The organism is Pseudomonas sp. FYR_2 (assembly GCF_043106425.1).
GTDB lineage: Bacteria > Pseudomonadota > Gammaproteobacteria > Pseudomonadales > Pseudomonadaceae > Aquipseudomonas > Aquipseudomonas monteilii.
On the sequence record NZ_JBICMM010000058.1, the window covers coordinates 1 to 20385 of the forward strand.

The window sequence follows — 20385 nt, forward strand, 5'->3', positions numbered from 1 at the left end:
TTGAATTTCAAGGAGTTTTTCGTTCCGATGTCGCTGGAAGTGGGGCGCATTATAAGGGGATTCGAAAGCGCGTCAACCCTTAATTTCAAGAAACTTTAATATCGCTGAAAAACAAAGCGGGGAGGCCTACCGGCCTCCCCGCTTCAGTTACCTGCCTTAAAGGCTAGGGAAAGCGAATTGCGATGCCTCATGGCTGGCACGCTGCGGCCAACGCTGAGTAATTGCCTTGCGACGGGTATAGAAACGCACCCCGTCCGGGCCATAGGCATGCAAGTCACCGAACAGCGAACGCTTCCAGCCACCAAAGCTGTGGTAAGCCACCGGCACCGGCAGCGGTACGTTCACCCCCACCATGCCCACTTCGATCTCGTCGCAGAACAGGCGCGCCGCTTCACCGTCACGGGTAAAGATGCAGGTACCGTTGCCATACTCGTGATCGTTGATCAACTGCATGGCCTGCTCCAGGCTGTTCACGCGCACCACGCACAGCACCGGGCCAAAGATCTCTTCTTTATAGATGCGCATCTCTGGGGTCACCTTGTCGAACAGGGTGCCGCCCACGAAGTAACCATCTTCATTACCAGCCACACGGAAGCCGCGCCCGTCCACCACCAGCTTGGCGCCGGCAGCAACACCATCATCGATGTAACCCACCACCTTGTCACGGGCAGCCGCAGTCACCAGAGGGCCCATGTCCAGGCCGCACGAGGTACCGGCACCAATCTTCAGCGCCTTGATCTGTGGTTCCAGCTTGGCAATCAGTGCATCGGCCACTTGGTCGCCCACGCACACGGCCACCGAAATGGCCATGCAACGCTCGCCGCACGAACCGTAGGCCGCGCCCATCAGTGCGCTGACGGCGTTGTCCAGGTCGGCATCCGGCATCAGCACCGCATGGTTCTTGGCACCACCCAGGGCCTGTACACGCTTGCCGCGCTTGGTGCCTTCTGCATAGATGTACTCGGCGATCGGCGTCGAACCGACAAAGCTCAGTGCTTTCACTTCTGGCGCTTCGATCAGCGCATCCACTGCTTCCTTGTCACCGTGCACCACGTTCAGGATGCCCTTTGGCAGGCCGGCTTCCAGCAGCAACTGGGCAATGAACAGCGTGGAGCTCGGGTCACGCTCGGAAGGCTTGAGGATGAAGGCGTTACCGCAGGCGATGGCCAGCGGGTACATCCACAGCGGCACCATGGCCGGGAAGTTGAACGGGGTAATGCCCGCGACCACGCCCAGTGGCTGGAAGTCGGACCAGGCGTCGATGTTCGGGCCGACGTTGCGGCTGTACTCGCCTTTCAACACTTCTGGCGCCGCGCAGGCGAACTCGACGTTCTCGATGCCGCGCTTCAGTTCACCGGCTGCGTCTTCCAGGGTCTTGCCGTGCTCTTCGCTGATCATCTGCGAGATTTTGGCTTCGTTCTGCTCCAGCAGTTGCTTGAAGCGGAACATCACCTGGGCGCGCTTGGCAGGCGGGGTGTTGCGCCAGGCCGGGAAGGCTGCCTTGGCGGAGTCGATCGCTTCCTGCACGGTCGCGCGGCTGGCCAGCTCGACCTTGCGTACAGCCTGGCCAGTGGACGGGTTGAAGACATCGGCGGTGCGCTCACCCTTGGTAACCAGCTCGCCGTGGATCAGGTGCTGAACAATGCTCATGCAAAACTCCAGATAAAGAAGGTAGAAGCAGGCGCGTGATGCGTTCACACGCCGGGCATCAAAATTGGATAGATCAGTCGATCAGGTTCAGGGTTTCGCCGACTGCGTCGAACAGGCGGTCCAGTTCCTGCGGCGTGGTGTTGAAGGTTGGGCCGAACTGCAGGGTGTCGCCACCAAAGCGCACGTAGAAGCCCGCCTTCCACAGTTTCATCGCCGCTTCGTACGGGCGGACGATGGCATCACCGTCGCGAGCGCCGATCTGGATGGCGCCGGCCAGGCCGTAGTTACGGATATCGACGATGTTCTTGGTGCCCTTCACGCCGTGCAGCAGCTTCTCGAAGTGCGGCGCCAGCTCGGCGGCGGACTGCACCAGGTTTTCCTTCTGCAGCAGGTCCAGCGCGGCGATACCGGCGGCACAGGCTACCGGGTGGGCCGAATAGGTGTAGCCGTGCGGGAATTCCACGGCGTATTCCGGGGTCGGCTGGTTCATGAAGGTCTGGTAGATCTCGCTGCTGGCAATCACCGCACCCATCGGGATGGCGCCGTTGGTGACCTGCTTGGCGATGCACATCAGGTCCGGGGTCACGCCGAAGGCCTCAGCGCCAGTCATCGCCCCCATGCGGCCGAAGCCGGTGATCACTTCGTCGAAGATCAGCAGGATATTGTGCTGGGTGCAGATTTCACGCAGGCGCTTCAGGTAACCCTTCGGCGGCGGCAGTACGCCGGCCGAACCGGCCAGCGGCTCGACGATCACCGCAGCGATGTTGGACGCATCGTGTAGCTCGATCAGCTTGAGCATTTCGTCAGCCAAGGCAATACCGCCCTCTTCCGGCATGCCCTTGGAGAAGGCGTTCACTGGCAGCACGGTGTGAGGCAGGTGGTCGACATCCAGCAACTGACCGAACAGCTTGCGGTTGCCGTTGACACCACCCAGGCTGGTACCGGCAATGTTCACGCCGTGGTAACCACGGGCACGGCCGATGATCTTGGTCTTGGTGGCCTGGCCTTTCAGGCGCCAGTAGGCACGCACCATTTTCAGCGCGGTGTCGGCGCACTCGGAACCGGAATTGGTATAGAAGACGTGATTCAGGTCACCCGGGGTCAGCTCGGTGATCTTCTCGGCCAGCTGGAACGACAGCGGGTGGCCGAACTGGAAGGCCGGTGAGTAATCGAGGGTACCGATCTGGCGGGCCACTGCCTCGGTGATTTCCTTGCGGGTGTGCCCGGCGCCGCAGGTCCACAGGCCAGACAAGGCATCGAAAATCTTGCGCCCTCGGTCATCGACCAGGTAGTTGCCTTCGGCCGCCACGATCAGCCGTGGGTCGCGCTGGAAGTTACGGTTGGCGGTGTAGGGCATCCAGTGGGCATCCAGCTTGAGCTGGCTGGCGATACCGGCGGTAGCGGTTTCGGGCATGTTCATCGGCGGTTCCTCGGAAGACGATTAGGCAACGATGGATGTTGTTGCAGCTAAATTGGCACGCGGATAAAGTCTGAAAAAGCCTACATTTCTAATCTTCAGACAGCCCAAGACTAAACTAATGAGCCGACGCCCCGATCCACTCGCCCAGGTCAGCGACTTCGACATCCGCTTGCTTAAGATCTACCGCAGCGTTGTCGAGTGCGGCGGCTTCTCGGCCGCCGAAAACGTGTTGGGCATTGGCCGCTCGGCCATCAGCCAGCAGATGAACGACCTGGAGCAACGCCTTGGCCTACGCCTGTGCCAACGTGGCCGCGCCGGTTTTTCGCTGACCGAGGAAGGCCGCGAGGTCTACCATTCGGCCCTGCAACTGCTCAGCGCGCTGGAAAGCTTTCGCACCGAGGTCAATGGCCTGCACCAGCATTTGCGTGGCGAGCTGAACATTGGCCTGACCGACAATCTGGTCACTCTGCCACATATGCGCATCACCCACGCCCTGGCCGAACTCAAGGACCGAGGCCCCGATGTGCGCATCCAGATCCGCATGATTGCCCCCAGCCAGGTCGAACACGGCGTGCTCGACGGCAGCCTGCATGTGGGTGTGGTACCTCAGACCAGCCCGCTGTCGGGCCTTGAATACCAGCCGTTGTACAGCGAACGTTCGCTGCTTTACTGCGCCGTTGGCCACCCGCTGTTCTATGCCGATGACCAGCAGATCGACGACGAACGCCTGAACAGCCAGGAAGCCATTACGCCGACGTTCCGCCTGCCGGCCGACATCCAGGCGCATTACCAGGCGCTGAACTGCACGGCCAGTGCTTCGGACCGTGAAGGGATGGCGTTCCTTATCCTCACCGGGCGCTACATCGGCTACCTGCCCGATCACTACGCCACCTTCTGGGTGCAGCAGGGCCGCTTGCGTGCCCTCAAGCCTCAACAGCGCTTCTATGACCTGAGCCTGAGCTGGGTAACGCGCAAGGGCCGGCGGCCGAACCTGGTGCTGGAAAGCTTTCTCGACAGCCTGGCTGCGACACGTTGATGCCAGTCTCTGCCGCAAACGCTTGTCACTTCGGCACAGGCAGGTAATCTTGTCCGACTGCCGCAGCCACTGACCCGTACGGAATCGTCCATGACCCTAGAAGTCCCTGCGCATCGCCTCTCTGCCTCGGGCAAGCCCGCGGGCCGCATCCGCCAGAAGAACGAACAGGCCATTATCCAGGCCGCCGAAGACGAGTTCGCCCGCCATGGTTTCAAGGGCACCAGCATGAACACCATCGCCCTCAAGGCGGGCTTGCCCAAGGCCAACCTGCATTACTACTTCACCAACAAGCTGGGCCTGTACATTGCCGTGCTCAGCAACATCATCGAGTTGTGGGACAGCACCTTCAACGCCTTGAGCGTCGATGACGACCCCGGCGAGGCCCTGAGCCAGTACATCCGTACCAAGATGGAGTTTTCCAGGCGCAACCCGCAAGCTTCGCGGATTTTCGCCATGGAAGTGATCAGCGGCGGCACCTGCCTGACCGAATATTTCAGTGCCGACTACCGTGAGTGGTTCCGCGGCCGAGCCGCCGTGTTCCAGGCCTGGATCGCAGCCGGCAAGATGGACCCGGTCGACCCGGTGCACTTGATCTTCCTGCTGTGGGGCAGCACCCAGCACTACGCCGACTTCGCCACCCAGATCTGCCAGGTGACCGGCCGCAGCCGCCTGACCAAGCAGGACATGGAAGACGCGAGCAACAACCTTATCCACATCATTCTGAAGGGCTGCGGCATCAAGCCGGCTGCCTGAACGTCATTTATGCCTTCTACCCTGCTCGACCTCTGCGAGTACCGCGAGGAAATCCGCAAAAGCCGCTTCATCACCCTGGCCGGGCCGATCAGCAGCGCTGCGGACGCGATGAGTTTCATCGAACGCCACAGCGACCTGGCCGCCACCCACAACTGCTGGGCCTGGAAGCTCGGCGCCCAGTACCGCAGCAGCGATGACGGTGAACCTGGCGGCACTGCCGGGCGACCGATCCTGGCGGCCATCGAAGCACAAGACTGCGACCAGGTCGTGGTGCTGGTGATCCGCTGGTATGGCGGCATACAACTGGGTACCGGCGGCTTGGCCAGGGCTTATGGCGGCGGCGCCAACAAATGCCTGCAACAGGCGCCCAAACGGCTGTTGGTGCAGCGTAGCGAATTCACTTGCAGCTGCAGTTTCAGCGAACTGGCACTGGTGAAACTGCGCCTGGCAGAGGTTGATGGCCTCGTCCTGGATGAGCAATTCACCGCCAACGGCGTGGACCTGCTAATTGCGCTCGGCGACGCCCACCTGGCACACCTGCAGCAGCAACTGGCCGACCTGAGCCGTGGGCGCATCCTGCTAGAAGCGCGCTGACATTGCCCACAACAACTGTGGGCCCGCCTGTGGATAAGCTTGGGGCAGTCGCTTGCAGCCTGCTGTTTTCAGGGCCTGCAGGACTTTGATCATATTTTGATCACAGCTTGATGACAGTCGCAAATTGCTGAAAGCTAGATAGTTATCCCCAACCCAAGGCTAGACGGGTCTGCCCGCATCGTACTCGGCTTGCACACAATAACTGTGGAACAGCCTGTGGATAACCCGTGCGCCAACAGGCGAGGCGCCCGGACAGGCAGGGCCCCCACGCAGTTGATCGTTTTTTATACAGCTATAGACAAGGCAGTCACTGCCGCTGTGGATTATTCTCAATACCTTTCTTTATCACCGACCACGGAGCGCGTTCACATGGCTAACGCAAAAACCGCACTTATCATCGGCGCCTCTCGGGGGCTTGGTCTGGGCCTGGTGCAGCGCCTGAACGAAGACGGCTGGAACATCACTGCTACTGTTCGCAACCCGCAGCAGCCCGGCGCCCTGGCGGACGTGCCCGGCGTGCACATCGAGCAGCTGGAGATGAACGACACCGCCCAGCTCGACGGCCTGAAGCAACGCCTGCAAGGCCAGGTGTTCGACCTGGTATTCGTCAACGCCGGTGTCATGGGCCCCCTGCCACAAGACCTGGAGACCGTACACAACAAAAACATCGGCGACCTGTTCATGACCAACGCCGTTGCACCGATTCGTGTGGCCCGGCGCCTCGTCGACCAGGTACGCGAGGGCAGCGGCGTACTGGCCTTCATGAGCTCGATCCTGGGCAGCGTGACCATCCCCGACGGCGGTGAAATTTGCCTGTACAAGGCCAGCAAGGCGGCGTTGAACTCGATGATCAACAGCTTTGTCGTCGAGCAGCAGCGCCCCGACCTGTGCGTGCTGGCCATGCACCCAGGCTGGGTAAAAACCGACATGGGCGGCGAAAACGCCGAGATCGACGTACTCACCAGCACCCGCGGCATGCTCGACCAGATCAAGGCGCAAAGCGGCAAGGGTGGCCTGCGTTTCATCAACTACAAGGGCGAACCCTTGGTCTGGTGATTCACCGGGTCGCAGCGTGGCCGGGCGCAATGCCCGGCCAGCCCCTGTAGAATGGCGGCAACCGTACCTGATCGAGATCCCCCTATATGTATGACTGGTTGAACGCCCTGCCCAAGGCCGAGCTGCACTTGCACCTGGAAGGCTCGCTGGAGCCCGAGCTGCTGTTCGCCCTGGCCGAGCGCAACAAGATCGCCCTACCCTGGGCCGATGTAGAGACCTTGCGGGGCGCCTACGCCTTCAACAACCTGCAGGAGTTCCTCGACCTGTATTACCAGGGCGCCGATGTGCTGCGTACCGAACAGGACTTCTACGACCTGACCTGGGCCTACCTGCAACGCTGCAAGGCGCAGAACGTGATTCACACCGAACCGTTCTTCGACCCGCAAACCCACACCGACCGTGGCATCCCCTTTGAAGTGGTGCTCAACGGTATCAACCAAGCACTGAAGGACGGCCGCCAGCAACTGGGCATCAGCAGTGGCCTGATCCTCAGCTTCCTGCGCCACCTGAGCGAAGAGGAAGCACAAAAAACCCTCGACCAGGCCCTGCCGTTCCGCGATGCATTCATCGCCGTTGGCCTGGACAGCTCGGAAATGGGCCACCCGCCGAGCAAGTTCCAGCGTGTATTCGACCGCGCCCGCAGCGAAGGCTTCGTCGCCGTCGCCCATGCCGGCGAAGAAGGCCCACCCGAGTACATCTGGGAAGCGCTGGACCTGCTGCAAATCAAGCGTATCGACCATGGCGTGCGCGCCATCGAGGACGAGCGCCTGATGCAGCGCATCATCGACGAGCAGATCCCGCTCACGGTGTGCCCGCTGTCCAACACCAAACTGTGCGTGTTCGACCACATGAGCCAGCACAACATCCTCGACATGCTCGAGCGCGGCGTGAAAGTGACGGTCAACTCGGACGACCCGGCCTACTTCGGCGGCTACGTCACGGAAAACTTCCACGCCCTGCACACCCACCTGGGCATGACCGAAGACCAGGCCCGTCGCCTGGCACAGAACAGCCTGGATGCCCGGCTGGTCTGATTGAACGACGACGTTGCGTTCAACCGACCTGCAATGTCTCCACGCGGGCGATGCGATTGATCTGCTGGATACCCAGCGCAGAGATATGCAACGCCCGCGAGTCTTCGGCCTCACGCATCCAGCCAGACTGCAAAAATAGCCTGAACAAAGCCTGGCCCAGCACGCCGCCCAGATGCGGGGCCTGGTCATTCCACTCGGTGCAGCGGCAAACCACGCAGGCGCGTTGCTCGTGTGGTGCCAGGGCATCGATGTACACCCCGACCAAGGCCAACTGCGCCCTCCCCTCGTCACTCACCATCAACTGCCTTCCGCTGCCCTCCAGCCAGCCGGCCACCACCAGGCGGTGATACAGCTCACTGGCCAACTCCCCGCCCAGGTGATCGCCACACCGGCGTGCCCGGCGCATCGACATGGGCAGCGGTGATACCGGCGCCTTGGCCCGCTCTCCCCTGGTGCTTTCCAGCTGTACGCTGGCCAGGGCCTCGACCGCCGCCCCGACCTGTGGGGTTGCCAGGCGGAAGTAGCGTTTGCGCCCCCTGGCTTCATGCCGGAGCAAACCGGCAGATGACAGCAACGAAAGGTGCGCGCAAGCCGACGAGGACGTCAGGCCGGTCATTATCGCAAGTTCATTGGCTGGCCGTGGCGTACCGTCGATCAATGCCCACAACATGGCACTGCGTTTGGGGTCGGCCATCAAGCTGGCAATCTGGCTGATGCTGCTGGCTGCGTTCATATCCCTGTAACTCCCTGCAAGTTCACTGAGTGGATGCGATGGCCAACCCTGGCAGGGAAGCACCTCTCGCTGGCACTGGCCTGGCCCGCCAGTATAAGCCGCAGAAAATCCCAGTCAGACGGCCTTGCGCAGACACATCGGCGACAAAAAACCACTGGGTATGCCTACCCATGGCAAGCAGTGAGCCGGCGCCAGAAAGCTGCCCGCAAGCCGGTCAACCAAAGCGCCGATACCCACAGACAGAAGCACCGAAATATCTTGATAGAAAAAGGCTTGCAGCAATTTCAGATACGGCCCACAGCGACATTCCGCAAATAGCGCGCGAGCTAGCGAAGGTTTCGCAGTTTTGCAGGCATTACGCCCTTCGACCGTCAGTCAGGACACTGACGCAGCGCATGGCAGGCAGGAGGGCCAGCGCTACACTTGAGCGGCTCTCCCCATTCTGGAGGTATGCCGCGATGAAAATTATCGTCAGTGCATCGAGCCGAAACCCCGCCTGCCCTTGGCAGGTCCAGCTCGATCAACACGTGGTCAGTTTCCGCAGTGAGGCCGAGGCGCGGGCCTTCGTCGCAACGCTGGAAACCCGCCTTCAGGCACCTCACCCGCTCATGCGGGAGGCTTGGCCTGCAAGCGCCGGGTCAGCAGCGCGACACTGACCGCCAATGCCCCGCAGAAGCTGATCACCAGCGCCATAGGTACGGCGCTGCCATCGTGCAGTAGCCCGACCAGCGCAGCGGCACCCGCAGCAACGCTGAACTGCACGCACCCCATCAATGCCGAAGCGCTGCCGGCCCGCGCGCCCTGCCCGCTCATGGCACACGCCGATGCATTGGGGATGATGCAGCCCAGGCTGGCAATGCAGATGAACAACGGCACCAGCAGCGGCCACAGCTGCGCGGGGCGCAAAGCCGCCACGCCCAACAGCACCAGGCCCGCAATCAGGTACAGCCACACGGCGCGCGCCAGCAGGAAAGCAGGTCCGCGCTTGGCCAGCAATCGGGCATTCACCTGCGCCACGAGTATGAAGCCGGCAGCATTGGTGCCGAATAGCCAGCCGTAATGTTCGGCCGGTACGCCATAGAGCTTGATGAACACGAATGGCGAACCGGCAATGTAGGCAAACATGCCGGCAATGGCGATCCCCCCCGTCAAGGCATGGCCAAGGAACACCCGGTCACCCAGCAGGCGCACATACTGGCGCAATGCGCCAGACAGTGGCTGGCGCGGAATATGCGCAGGCAGGCTTTCCGGCAGGCCCAGGCTGACCGCCAGCAGGCAACCGGCGCTGAACAGGCTCAACGCCAGGAAGATCGACTGCCAGCCCGCCAGGTTCACCAGCACCCCGCCCAGCATCGGTGCCAGGATCGGCGCCAGGCCCATGACCAGCATCAGTTGCGAGAACACCTTGGCCGAGGCCACCGGGTCGCACTTGTCGCTGACGATGGCCCGCGACAGCACCATGCCTGCGCAACCGCCCAGCGCCTGGACAAAGCGCGCAACCACCAGAGTGTCGAGGTTGGGGGCATAGGCACAGCCCAGTGACGCCAGGGTGAACAGGGTCACGCCGAACATCAGCGGTTTGCGACGCCCAAAGCGGTCGGCAACCGGCCCATAGGCTAACTGCCCGATGGACAGGCCGAGGAAGTAGGCGGCCAAGGTGGCCTGGACGTGTTTTTCGTCGGTGGCGAACGCCTGCGCCATGGCCGGGAAGGCGGGCAGGTAGAAGTCGATCGCCAAGGGCCCGAACGCACTGAGTGCGCCCAGGATGAGCACCATTCGCAGGTTCATCAGGAATCCATAGCAGGCTAAGCAAGTGGATGATTCTACCTGCTGTGGACCCCCTCAGCATGAAAACATTTGCAACACATGGGCCGCCAGGCAACCCTGACGTATCACGCCACCTCGGCCTGATACCCCTCGTCCCGAATGGCAGTTAGAATCTGCTCTGGCGCCAGCTCACTCTGCACCCGCACCTGTCTGGCCGCCAGGTCGATCTCGACCTTGGCCGCAGCATCCTGCTCCTGCACCGCCCGGGTCACCGCTTTCACACAATGGCCACAGGTCATGCCTTGTACATTGAACACTTGCATGGGGATCTCTCCTTCAGGTTTTCAACGAGTCTCAAGCTTGCCATCGGGGCAAGGTCAACACCCGGGGTGGAAATCTACGCCCGTGTCGGCCAAGCTGCGCCTTTGACGATCAGGCAAGCAGGAGATTATTCATGTTCAGGGCAGCATTGGGCGTCGTCGGGCTATTGAGCGCGCTGGCTGCGGTGCCACCGGCCAGCGCCGAGGGCAACTCGGACTACAGCGTACTGATCATCTCCCGGGAACGCCTGGAAGTGGCCACCGGTTGCGAAATTGGCGTTTACCTCAACGACCAGCTCTCCGGGCGCGTGTTCCAGGAGCAGTCCACCTCGTTCAACCTTCCACCCGGTTCGGTGGACGTACGCCTGCGCCTGCTGCCAGGGCAGGTGCAAGGCTGCGCGCCGGGCATCGAAGACCAGCGCAGTACACGTTTGAACTTGCAGGCGGGCCAGATCAACAAATACCGCATCGCCATGGGGCAATATGGCCTGGAGTTGAAGCGAGCCGGCCTGGGCTATTGACCTTACCTGCATGGCAAGGTTGATGCTGGAGGCCTGTCCAAGGAGGAGAGCCATGCCCGCATCCACCACTTATGACCTGCCGATCTCCGGCATGACCTGCGCCAGCTGTGCCGGCAGGGTCGAGCGCGCCCTGCGCAAGGTCACCGGCGCTGAACAGGTCAGCGTCAACCTCGCCACCGAACAGGCTCGGGTCCAGGCCCCGGCCAACAGCCTGCCCGCCCTGGTCGACGCCGTGCGCGAAGCCGGCTACGGCGTGCCCACCCGCACTGTCGAACTGCAGATTGGCGGCATGACCTGCGCCAGTTGCGCCGGCCGCGTTGAGCGTGCCCTTGGCAAGCTGCCTGGGGTCGAGCACGTCAGCGTCAACCTGGCCAGCGAACGCGCTCACCTCGACGTGCTCGCAGCCCTCGATGACAACCTGCTGATCGATGCTGTGCACAAAGCCGGCTACAGCGCCGGCCTGCCGCAATCGGCCAAGGACGGCCAAAGCGCTGCCCAGCGCCGCCTGCGCAATGAGCGCCTGGCGGTCGGCGCCGCCTTGCTGTTGGCCCTGCCGCTGGTACTGCCAATGCTGGTGCAGCCCTTCGGCCTGCACTGGATGCTGCCAGCATGGGCACAGTTCCTGCTGGCCACGCCGGTGCAATTCATTCTCGGCGCACGCTTCTACAAAGCCGCCTGGAAGGCCGTGCGCGCCGGTGCCGGCAACATGGACCTGCTGGTGGCCCTGGGCACCAGCGCCGGCTATGGCCTGAGCCTTTACCAGTGGGCACAAACCCCCGCCGGTCTGGCCCCGCACTTGTACTTCGAAGCCTCGGCCGTGGTCATTGCCTTGGTATTGCTGGGCAAGTACCTGGAAAACCGTGCCAAGCGCCAGACCGCCAGCGCCATCCGCGCCCTTGAGGCACTGCGTCCGGAGCGTGCCGTGCGTGTCGTCGAGGGCCAGGAAGAAGACGTGCCCATTGCCCAGCTGCGCCTGGGCGACCTGGTACTGGTCAAACCCGGCGAGCGCTTCCCGGTCGATGGTGTAGTCGAGGACGGCAGCAGCCATGCCGACGAAGCCCTGATCAGCGGCGAGAGCCTGCCAGTCCCCAAGCAGCCGGGCGACAGCGTCACGGGCGGTGCCATCAATGGCGAAGGCCGGTTGCTGGTGCGCACCCAGGCGCTGGGGACCGAAACCGTGCTGGCGCGTATCATCCGCCTGGTGGAAGACGCCCAGGCCGCCAAGGCGCCGATACAGAAGCTGGTCGATCGGGTCAGCCAGGTGTTCGTCCCCGCCGTGCTGGTGCTGGCCCTGATCACCCTGGTCGGCTGGTGGCTGGCCGGCGCACCGCTGGAAACCGCGCTGATCAACGCCGTCGCCGTGCTGGTCATCGCCTGCCCCTGCGCCCTCGGCCTGGCAACGCCTGCGGCAATCATGGCGGGCACCGGGGTCGCTGCACGCCACGGTATCCTGATCAAGGACGCCGAAGCCCTGGAGCGTGCCCATGCGGTCAACCGCGTGGTCTTCGACAAAACCGGCACCCTCACCTCCGGCAGCCCTCGGGTGGTTCACAGCCAGGCGCAGGCTGGCAGCAGTGCCGACCTCCACCGCCTGGCCGGCGCACTGCAACGTGGTAGCGAACACCCACTGGCCAAGGCAGTGCTGGATGCCTGTGCCGAACAGGGGCTGGACGTGCCGGTGGTTACCGACAGTCAGTCGCTGACCGGGCGCGGTATCGCAGGAAGTGTGGAAGGCCGTGAGCTGGCCCTGGGTAACCGCCGCCTGCTGGACGAAAGCGGGCTGCAGCCCGGCGACCTGGCTGCGAAGGCCCAGGCCTGGGAAGCCGAGGGGCGCACCTTGTCGTGGTTGATCGAACGGGGCGCGCAACCCCGCGTGCTGGGCCTGTTCGCCTTTGGTGACAGCCTCAAGCCCGGCGCCGCGCAGGCCATCGACACCCTGCATGCCCAACATATCAGCAGCCACCTGCTGACCGGCGACAACCGCGGCAGCGCCAAAGTGGTTGCAGACGCGCTGGGCATCGACGATGTACATGCCGAAGTGCTGCCAGCCGACAAGGCTGCGACCGTGGCCGCGCTCAAGCAGGACGGCGTGGTCGCCATGGTGGGCGATGGCATCAACGATGCCCCGGCACTGGCCGCCGCCGACATCGGCATTGCCATGGGTGGCGGTACCGACGTGGCCATGCAGGCCGCTGGCATCACCCTGATGCGCGGCGACCCTCGCCTGGTGCCTGCAGCGCTGGAGATCAGCCGCAAGACCTATGCGAAGATTCGTCAGAACCTGTTCTGGGCATTCATCTACAACCTGATCGGCATCCCGCTGGCCGCGCTGGGTTACCTCAACCCGGTGCTGGCCGGCGCCGCCATGGCCCTGTCCAGCGTGAGCGTGGTCAGCAACGCGCTGTGGCTCAAGGCGTGGAAACCCACCAGCACCACCCAGGAGGCGTCATGAATATCGGCCAGGCCGCCCGCCGCAGCGGGCTCAGCACCAAGATGATCCGTTATTACGAATCCATCGGCCTGCTCAAACCGGCCACACGCAGCGACAGCGGCTACCGCCTGTACCAGGCAGACGACTTGCACAGCCTGGCCTTCATCAAGCGCTCCCGCGACCTGGGGTTTTCCCTAGAGGAGGTCGGCAAGCTGCTGACCTTGTGGCAGGACCGCCAACGGGCCAGCGCCGATGTGAAAGCGCTGGCCATGCAGCACATCGCCGAGCTGAACCGGCGCATCGAGGAGCTGGTGAGCCTGCGCGACACCCTTGGCGAGCTGGTTTCGCACTGCCAAGGGGACGACCGCCCGGACTGCCCGATCCTCAAAGACCTGGCCAACGGCGCCGCCGGCAACTGCTGCCACTGAACGGTCACACGCGTTTGGTATGCCAAAAGCGTCCAAACGCGACCGAATAGTCACCAACTACGACTTTATCCAATAAATACGGGCGCTCTGGCTACATAAAACCCGGATGCTGCCGATGTACTGGCTACCTGCCTCGTGTGTCGACAACAAAAATTCCGGGAGCGTCGATGAGCATCAAACAGAAACTGACCTGGGCATTCGCGGTCATCGCCGGCTTGCCCATCGTCCTCGTGGCCACCTTGGTGGTCCTCAACCTGCGTGGCGAAGCCCGCGACGGATTCCTCGACAGCAGCAGTCGGGAAATCCGCCAGGTCAGCAACGCGATGAACATCTTCTTCCAGGGCATCAACCAGAACGTCGAGTACATGGCTTCACAGCCAATGGTCGCCGCCACGGGCAGCGAGCTGAACAAGTACATGAGTGCCTCGCCGTCCTACGAACTGGGCGAGCAGGCCAGCAAGCTCCTTGACTTCATGACCCGCCTGGCCAACTCACACCCTGCGTATGCCTACTTGTCCTACGGGGTGAACGACGGTGGCTACACAGGCTGGCCGGCAGGGCAGAAGTTCGTCAATTACGACCCACGCACTCGCCCCTGGTACCAACTGGCCATGGCCAACCCGGGCAAAACCGTACGTACCGGCGCCTACTACTGGGCCGCCGACGACGCGGTACTGGTCAGCACCGTGCGCGCCGTGGCCAACCAGCTGGGCAACCCCGGTGGCGTGGTCAACATCGACGTGTCGCTCAAGGGCCTGACCGAGATCGTCAAGCAGATCAAACTGGGCGAAAGCGGCTACCTGATGCTGGTGGAAAGCAACGGCAACGTGATGGTCGACCCACGCGACGCCGGGCACAACTTCAAGCAACTGGCGAGCTTTGGCGGTGGTTATGTCGAGTTGGCCAAGGCGGGCAAAGGCCTGGTCGAAGTCGAGCTCAATGGCGTGCGCTACATGGCCAACATCTACCCCGATGAGCAACTGGGCTGGACCTTCATCGGCCTGATCGAACACAGCGAAGTGATGCAGACCACCACCCGGCTCACCTGGCTGATCGGTGTCATCGCCGTGGTACTGGCCGCGTTGTTTGCCGTGGTGGGTGCGGCGTTCGCCAAGCTGATCGTGCGCCCGATCAACAGCGTTACCAACGGCCTGGAAGACATTGCTCAAGGTGAAGGTGACCTGACCCGTAACCTGGAAATCCGCGGCCGCGACGAAACCGCGCAACTGGCCAGCTGGTTCAACCAGTTCCTGGGCGCCATCCGCAGCCTGATCCAGCACATTGGCGCTGCCGCCGGCAAAATCCTCAGCACCTCCAGCAGCTCGACCCGTGTCTCCAGCGACATGGCCGAAGCCGCAGGCCGCCAGCGCGAAGCCGTGGACATGGTTTCAACCGCATTCCACGAAATGGTCGCCACCGCCAACGAAGTGGCGCGCTCCTGCAGCCAGGCAGCGCAGTCGGCCGACAGCGGTCAGCAGCAGGCCCGCGAAGGCCAGCAGCAGATCGATGCGGCGGTACACAGCGTTGACCGCCTGAGCCAGGAAATCGAGCAGTCGGCGCAGTCGATCCAGCAACTGGAGCGGGACAGCAATGCCATCCAGTCGATCCTCGGCACCATCCGCTCGATTGCCGAGCAGACCAACCTGCTAGCCCTCAACGCCGCCATCGAAGCCGCCCGCGCCGGTGAGCAAGGCCGTGGCTTTGCCGTGGTGGCCGATGAAGTAAGGGCCTTGGCCAAACGCACTGCCGACTCCACTGCCGAAATCGATGGCCTGCTGGGTAACCTGGCCAACCGCACGGCCGAAGTGGCCGCGCAGATGCATGCCAGCCTGGAGGTATCGCAGCAATCGGTGAGCCGCATTGGCCTGGCACGCGACAGCTTCGGGCAAATCCGGGAATCGGTGGATGTGATTCGCGACATGAACACGCAAATCGCCACCGCCGCCGAGGAACAGCACCAGGTGGCCGAGGACATCAACCGGCACATCAGCCAGATTCACGGCGATGCCCAACTGGTGGCCGAACTGGCCCAGGCGGCGCGGGTGGACTCGGAGAGCCTGGCCGGGTTGTCCAATGAGCTGGATGCGCTGGTGCGCAGGTTCCGCACCTGATGTACTGCCTGTACCGGCCTCTTCGCGGTTTACCCGCGAAGAGGCCGGTACAGGCAACCAGACACTAAAGCTTCAACTCCCCCGGGGTAGCGCCAAACAACTGCTTGAACGCCGCAATGTAAGCCGAAGTCGAGTCATACCCACACCCCAGCGCCGCCTCGGTCACATTCTCCCCCGCCTCCAGCAACGCCAGCGACGACAACAGCCGCATGCGCTGCCGCCAGTTGCGAAAGCTCAACCCGGTCTCCCGCTGGAACAGCCGCATCAGCGTCTTCTCCGAGCAACCCAGCTCGCGCGCCCACTGCTGCAATGTCTGCGGCTGGTCCGGTGCAGCAATCAAACCGTTGCACAGCGCCAGCAACCCTGGGTGCCGTGGCAACGGTAGCGAAAAACCCACCTCGGGCAACGTGCGCAACTGGTCGAGCAGCACCGCCACCAGGCGTGCTTCGGCGCTGTCATCTTCGGGGTAGTCCGCCGGGAACAGGCAAAACTGCTTGATCAGCTCGCGTGCCAGCGGGGTTACTTCCAGCACCCGGCATTGCTGCGGCGCCCACGGGCAGGCATCACGCCGTACATACAGGCTGCGCATTTCGGCCTGCATCGAGGTCACCACTTCGTGCTCGGCATCAGCAGGAATCCACACCCCCCACTGGGGTGGCGCGAAGTAACTGCCGTCGCGGGTGTACACGCCAAGTACGCCGCTGATGGCATAGGAAAACTGCACCCAGTCGTGCTGGTGGCGGGTGGTCCAGGAACCGGCGCCGAGGCTTTCGGCACGGGCATAGAGGGGCCTGGGCAGGTGGTCCAGCGCCGGTATGGCGCGGGGGTGTCCGATGATCGGCATGGTGGCTTCTTGTAGTTCTGACGGGACAAGCCTAACAGCTGGCGCAAGAGCACGTCAGGTGCGCTCGACAATCACCGTCACCCCCTGCCCACCTGCCGCACAAATCGATATCAACCCCCGCCCCTTCCCCGCCGTGGCCAACAGCTTGGCCAGGTTGGCCAATATGCGCCCTCCGGTGGCCGCAAACGGGTGCCCCGCTGCCAGCGAACTGCCTTTTACATTGAGCTTGCTGCGGTCAATCGCCCCAAGCGGCGCCTCCAGCCCCAACCGTTCACGGCAATAGTCGGCATCTTCCCAGGCCTTGAGCGTACACAGCACCTGGGCAGCGAAGGCTTCGTGGATTTCGTAGTAGTCAAAGTCTTGCAAGGTCAGGCCATTGCGCGCCAGCAAGCGTGGCACGGCATACACCGGCGCCATCAAGAGCCCTTCGCGACCGGTCACAAAGTCCACCGCAGCGGTTTCGCCATCGACCAGATAAGCCAGCACCTCCAGCCCCTGCTGCGCGGCCCATTCCTCGCTGCCCAGCAACACCATAGAGGCACCGTCCGTCAGTGGGGTGGAGTTACCGGCTGTCAGCGTGCCCTGCCCGCTGCGGTCAAAGGCGGGTTGCAGCTTCGCCAACTGCTCAAGGGTCAGGTCGGGGCGCAGGTTATTGTCGCGGGTCAACGTAAGAAACGGCGTCAGCAAATCATCCTGCCAACCCTCGGCATACGCGGCAGCCAGTTTCTGGTGGCTGAGCAGCGCCAACGCGTCCTGTTCGCCACGGCCAATGCGCCAGGCCTGGGCCATGCGCTCGCAATGCTCGCCCATCGACAGCCCGGTGCGCGGTTCGCCATTGCGTGGTAGTTCGGGTTTCAGGTGGTGAGGCCTTAGCTTGAGAAAGGGCTTGAGCCGCTCGCTCAGGCTTTTGCCACGGTTGGCTTGCAGGAGGATGTGGCGCAGGCCTTCGTTGACGGCAATCGGTGCGTCGGAGGTGGTGTCCACGCCGCCGGCGATACCACTGTCGATCTGCCCCAGGGCTATCTTGTTGGCCACCAGCAACGCCGATTCTAGCCCGGTGCCGCACGCTTGCTGGAGGTCATAGGCCGGGGTCTGCGGTGAAAGGCGCGAACCCAGCACACATTCGCGGGTCAGGTTCATGTCGCGCGAGTGCTTGAGCACCGCGCCAGCCACTACCTCCCCCAGCCGCAGCCCATGCAGGCGATAGCGTTCGATCAATCCTTCAAGGACAACAGTGAGCATCGCCTGGTTGCTGGCCGTGGCGTAAGCGCCGTTGGAGCGGGCGAAGGGAATTCGGTTGCCGCCCAGGATTGCGACCCGGCGAAGTGAACGCATGCGCTTTTTCCTCCTGAAACAATTTGATCCGTACAGCCTAGGTGTTTTTACCGTGGGCGAACGACCTCGCCACAAAGTTGGTCCACACTTTCAAGCTTGCCTTTGCGGAGACCCACTCATGAGCGATCGCTACCTCGGTTTTGCCAACTCCAACCTCGGCCGCCGCCTCGTGGATGCCCTTGGCCTGCCACGCCCGGCGCCGCTGGAGCGCTGGCAGGCCGGCCGCCTACGCCCGGTGGAAGGGGCGCTGGTGCTGGGCGGCGGGCCAATGGCGAAACAGGTCGAAGCCATCGCCCCACGCCTGACTGACGAGGTTTACAGCTTCAATGCCGACGATTTGCAGGCTGAAGCCTGGGTGGCCGGCCTGGGGCCGAAAATCAAGGCCGTGGTATTCGATGCCCGTCATCTGTCCGACAGCGATGCTTTGAAGCAGTTGCGCGAATTTTTCCAGCCCCTGCTGCGTAGCCTGGCGCCTTGCGCGCATATCGTGGTGCTGGGGCGCGCACCGGAAAGCCTCGACAACCTGTTGGCCAGCGTTGCCCAACGGGCACTTGAAGGCTTCAGCCGTTCGCTGGCCAAGGAGCTGCGCAACGGCGCGACGGCCCAGCTGCTGTATGTCGCCCCCGGCGCCGATGACCAGCTGGAAGGCGCACTGCGCTTTTTCCTCTCGCCCAAGAGCGCCTTCATCTCTGGCCAGGTGCTGCGCCTGGAAGCCTGTATCAGCCAGGTGGAGGACTGGACCCGCCCACTGGCCGGCCGTCGTGCCCTGGTCACTGGCGCAGCGCGCGGCATCGGCGCCGCTATCGCCGAAACCCTGGCACGGGACGGCGCCGACGTGCTGCTGCTGGATGTACCACAGGCCAGCCAGGATCTCGACGCCCTCGCTGCACGCCTGGGTGGCAAGGCACTGGCGCTGGATATCTGCACCAGCGACGCTGCCACGCAACTGCTGGCAGCCTTGCCCGACGGCATCGACATCGTGGTGCACAACGCCGGCATCACGCGTGACAAGACCCTGGCCAACATGACCCCGGACTACTGGGACGCGGTGCTGGCCGTCAACCTCAAGGCCCCACAGGTGCTGACCCAGGCGCTGTATGACAGTGGCGCGCTGGGGGAAAACGCACGTATCACCCTGCTGGCCTCGGTCAGCGGCATTGCCGGCAACCGTGGGCAAGCCAACTACGCCGCCAGCAAGGCCGGGCTGATCGGTCTGGCCCAGGCCTGGGCGCCCCGCCTCGCCGAACGTGGCGGCAGCATCAATGCCGTGGCACCCGGCTTTATCGAAACCCACATGACCGCCGCCATGCCCATGGGCCTGCGAGAGGCCGGCCGGCGCCTGAGCTCGTTGGGCCAGGGCGGGCGCCCGCAGGACGTCGCCGAAGCCATTGCCTGGCTCAGCCAACCGGGCTCCGGGGCAGTCAACGGCCAGGTGCTGCGGGTGTGCGGCCAGGCATTGATGGGGGCCTGAGCATGAGCCGACACTGGCATGACCTGCACAGCCCGGCTTCGCGCGCCAGCCTGTACCTGCGCGCCGCCAGCAAGCGCACCATCAGCGGTGACCATCTGCCGGACGATGGCCTACGCTGTTTCATCCGGGTTCAGCCGGGCAACCTGAGCGCCTACCGCAAGCTCTGCCACTTTCCCGACGATGGCCGCCTGCCGGCGACCTATCCACATGTCATGGCGTTCAGCCTGCAGTTGCAGTTGATGACCGCTCCAGACTTCCCCTTCCCACTGCTCGGCCTGGTGCATCTGTACAACCGCATCGAAGTGCTGCGCCCGCTTGGCGGTATCGAAGGGCTGCGCGTTGCGGTGTATGCGCACAACCTGCAACCGCATGCAAAGGGCGGCACCTTCGACCTGGTCACCGAGGCCGAAGACGGCATTGGCCTGCTCTGGCGTGAGACCAGCCGCATGCTGGTACGTGGGTTGAAGCTGGAAGGCGAGGCAAGCGCGCTTGCCGATATTGAGCCTGATGCATTGCCCGAGGCCTCCCGCTGGTACGCCGACAGTGACATCGGCCGGCGGTATGCCAAGGTTTGCGGGGACTACAACCCTATCCACCTCAGTGCTGTCAGTGCCCGGTTGTTCGGCTTTCCTACAGCCATTGCCCATGGCATGTGGAGCAAGGCCATGGCCCTGGCGGCATTGCGTGGGCACCTGCCGCACAGTGGATATGCCTTTGAAGTGGACTTCCGCAAACCGGTACGGTTGCCGTCGGAGGTGGTGCTCAGTGCCAGTGCGGCGGGCCCTGCAGGTCAGCTACGGCTGGATGGGCATGGGGAGGTATTGCATATGGTCGGGCGGTGGGATCGGGTGTAGGCCACTTGCTTTGCATCGGGCCTGGGC

The 20385-nt window shown here is 63.3% G+C and carries 19 protein-coding genes and 1 pseudogene; 13 read left to right on the forward strand and 7 right to left on the reverse strand.

What is annotated here, in order from left to right; all coding sequences use genetic code 11:
- Positions 1 to 156: 156 nt before the first annotated feature.
- Positions 157 to 1650, reverse strand: coding sequence for a CoA-acylating methylmalonate-semialdehyde dehydrogenase (locus tag ACF8R4_RS24635; RefSeq protein WP_014861053.1), 1494 nt, complete (start codon positions 1648 to 1650; stop codon positions 157 to 159).
- 73 nt (positions 1651 to 1723) lie between these two features.
- A complete protein-coding gene (locus ACF8R4_RS24640; RefSeq protein WP_060499487.1) occupies positions 1724 to 3070 on the reverse strand; it encodes an aspartate aminotransferase family protein in 1347 nt (448 codons plus the stop codon).
- A 118-nt stretch (positions 3071 to 3188) separates the two neighbouring features.
- On the opposite strand from ACF8R4_RS24640, the gene ACF8R4_RS24645 reads away from it, so the two are divergent.
- The 5 genes from ACF8R4_RS24645 to ACF8R4_RS24665 all read left to right on the forward strand — a co-directional run bounded on the left by ACF8R4_RS24645 (position 3189) and on the right by ACF8R4_RS24665 (position 7543).
- Positions 3189 to 4106 (forward strand): LysR family transcriptional regulator, encoded by a 918-nt coding sequence (locus ACF8R4_RS24645; protein WP_016715426.1) that lies wholly within the window; start codon positions 3189 to 3191, stop codon positions 4104 to 4106.
- A 90-nt stretch (positions 4107 to 4196) separates the two neighbouring features.
- Entirely contained in the window at positions 4197 to 4859 is a 663-nt protein-coding gene (locus tag ACF8R4_RS24650) for a TetR/AcrR family transcriptional regulator (protein WP_019099774.1), read from the forward strand.
- Positions 4860 to 4868: 9 nt separating this feature from the next.
- The gene (locus ACF8R4_RS24655) at positions 4869 to 5453 is read left to right on the forward strand and encodes a YigZ family protein (protein WP_060499488.1); all 585 of its coding nucleotides are present in this window, start codon (positions 4869 to 4871) and stop codon (positions 5451 to 5453) included.
- Between the two features lie 369 nt (positions 5454 to 5822).
- Positions 5823 to 6509: an SDR family oxidoreductase gene (locus ACF8R4_RS24660; RefSeq protein ID WP_060499489.1), complete on the forward strand. Its 687-nt coding sequence runs from the start codon at positions 5823 to 5825 to the stop codon at positions 6507 to 6509.
- 86 nt (positions 6510 to 6595) lie between these two features.
- The gene (locus ACF8R4_RS24665; RefSeq protein ID WP_060499490.1) at positions 6596 to 7543 is read left to right on the forward strand and encodes an adenosine deaminase; all 948 of its coding nucleotides are present in this window, start codon (positions 6596 to 6598) and stop codon (positions 7541 to 7543) included.
- A 19-nt stretch (positions 7544 to 7562) separates the two neighbouring features.
- On the opposite strand, the gene ACF8R4_RS24670 is transcribed toward ACF8R4_RS24665, so the two are convergent.
- Positions 7563 to 8276 (reverse strand): helix-turn-helix transcriptional regulator, encoded by a 714-nt coding sequence (locus ACF8R4_RS24670; protein ID WP_104833513.1) that lies wholly within the window; start codon positions 8274 to 8276, stop codon positions 7563 to 7565.
- Positions 8277 to 8734: 458 nt separating this feature from the next.
- On the opposite strand from ACF8R4_RS24670, the gene ACF8R4_RS24675 reads away from it, so the two are divergent.
- On the forward strand, positions 8735 to 8932 hold the full coding sequence (locus tag ACF8R4_RS24675; RefSeq protein WP_082426406.1) for a hypothetical protein: 198 nt from the start codon (positions 8735 to 8737) through the stop codon (positions 8930 to 8932).
- Here the strand turns inward: ACF8R4_RS24675 and ACF8R4_RS24680 are convergent.
- Both ACF8R4_RS24680 and ACF8R4_RS24685 read right to left on the reverse strand, forming a co-directional pair.
- Complete coding sequence (locus ACF8R4_RS24680) at positions 8883 to 10064, reverse strand: multidrug effflux MFS transporter (protein WP_060499492.1); 1182 nt, start codon at positions 10062 to 10064, stop codon at positions 8883 to 8885. The genes ACF8R4_RS24675 and ACF8R4_RS24680 overlap by 50 nt on opposite strands.
- 104 nt (positions 10065 to 10168) lie before the next feature.
- Complete coding sequence (locus ACF8R4_RS24685; protein ID WP_060499493.1) at positions 10169 to 10366, reverse strand: heavy-metal-associated domain-containing protein; 198 nt, start codon at positions 10364 to 10366, stop codon at positions 10169 to 10171.
- Between the two features lie 131 nt (positions 10367 to 10497).
- Here ACF8R4_RS24685 and ACF8R4_RS24690 point away from each other — a divergent pair, with 131 nt between their 5' ends.
- From ACF8R4_RS24690 to ACF8R4_RS24710, 5 genes and pseudogenes are all read left to right on the forward strand, one after another.
- Positions 10498 to 10884, forward strand: a complete 387-nt coding sequence (locus ACF8R4_RS24690) for a hypothetical protein (RefSeq protein WP_060499494.1) — start codon at positions 10498 to 10500, stop codon at positions 10882 to 10884.
- Between the two features lie 52 nt (positions 10885 to 10936).
- Positions 10937 to 13336 (forward strand): heavy metal translocating P-type ATPase, encoded by a 2400-nt coding sequence (locus ACF8R4_RS24695; RefSeq protein ID WP_200929056.1) that lies wholly within the window; start codon positions 10937 to 10939, stop codon positions 13334 to 13336.
- Positions 13333 to 13743: a Cu(I)-responsive transcriptional regulator gene (gene cueR / locus ACF8R4_RS24700; RefSeq protein WP_060499496.1), complete on the forward strand. Its 411-nt coding sequence runs from the start codon at positions 13333 to 13335 to the stop codon at positions 13741 to 13743. The genes ACF8R4_RS24695 and cueR overlap by 4 nt, the downstream gene beginning before the upstream one ends.
- A 365-nt stretch (positions 13744 to 14108) precedes the next feature.
- Positions 14109 to 14996: pseudogene (locus tag ACF8R4_RS24705) on the forward strand (sensor histidine kinase); the annotation flags it as partial.
- A gap of 129 nt (positions 14997 to 15125) precedes the next feature.
- Positions 15126 to 15854 (forward strand): methyl-accepting chemotaxis protein, encoded by a 729-nt coding sequence (locus ACF8R4_RS24710; protein ID WP_371257973.1) that lies wholly within the window; start codon positions 15126 to 15128, stop codon positions 15852 to 15854.
- Between the two features lie 64 nt (positions 15855 to 15918).
- Here ACF8R4_RS24710 and ACF8R4_RS24715 read toward each other — a convergent pair whose 3' ends face one another.
- Positions 15919 to 16698, reverse strand: a complete 780-nt coding sequence (locus tag ACF8R4_RS24715) for a helix-turn-helix transcriptional regulator (RefSeq protein WP_060499498.1) — start codon at positions 16696 to 16698, stop codon at positions 15919 to 15921.
- Between the two features lie 54 nt (positions 16699 to 16752).
- Positions 16753 to 18033 carry an acetyl-CoA C-acetyltransferase gene (locus tag ACF8R4_RS24720; RefSeq protein ID WP_060499499.1) on the reverse strand — a complete coding sequence of 427 codons (1281 nt, stop codon included), beginning with the start codon at positions 18031 to 18033 and terminating at the stop codon, positions 16753 to 16755.
- Positions 18034 to 18151: 118 nt separating this feature from the next.
- On the opposite strand from ACF8R4_RS24720, the gene ACF8R4_RS24725 reads away from it, so the two are divergent.
- Positions 18152 to 19504, forward strand: a complete 1353-nt coding sequence (locus ACF8R4_RS24725) for a 3-oxoacyl-ACP reductase (protein WP_392493651.1) — start codon at positions 18152 to 18154, stop codon at positions 19502 to 19504.
- Between the two features lie 2 nt (positions 19505 to 19506).
- Positions 19507 to 20358 carry a MaoC/PaaZ C-terminal domain-containing protein gene (locus tag ACF8R4_RS24730; protein ID WP_060499501.1) on the forward strand — a complete coding sequence of 284 codons (852 nt, stop codon included), beginning with the start codon at positions 19507 to 19509 and terminating at the stop codon, positions 20356 to 20358.
- Positions 20359 to 20385: the final 27 nt, after the last annotated feature.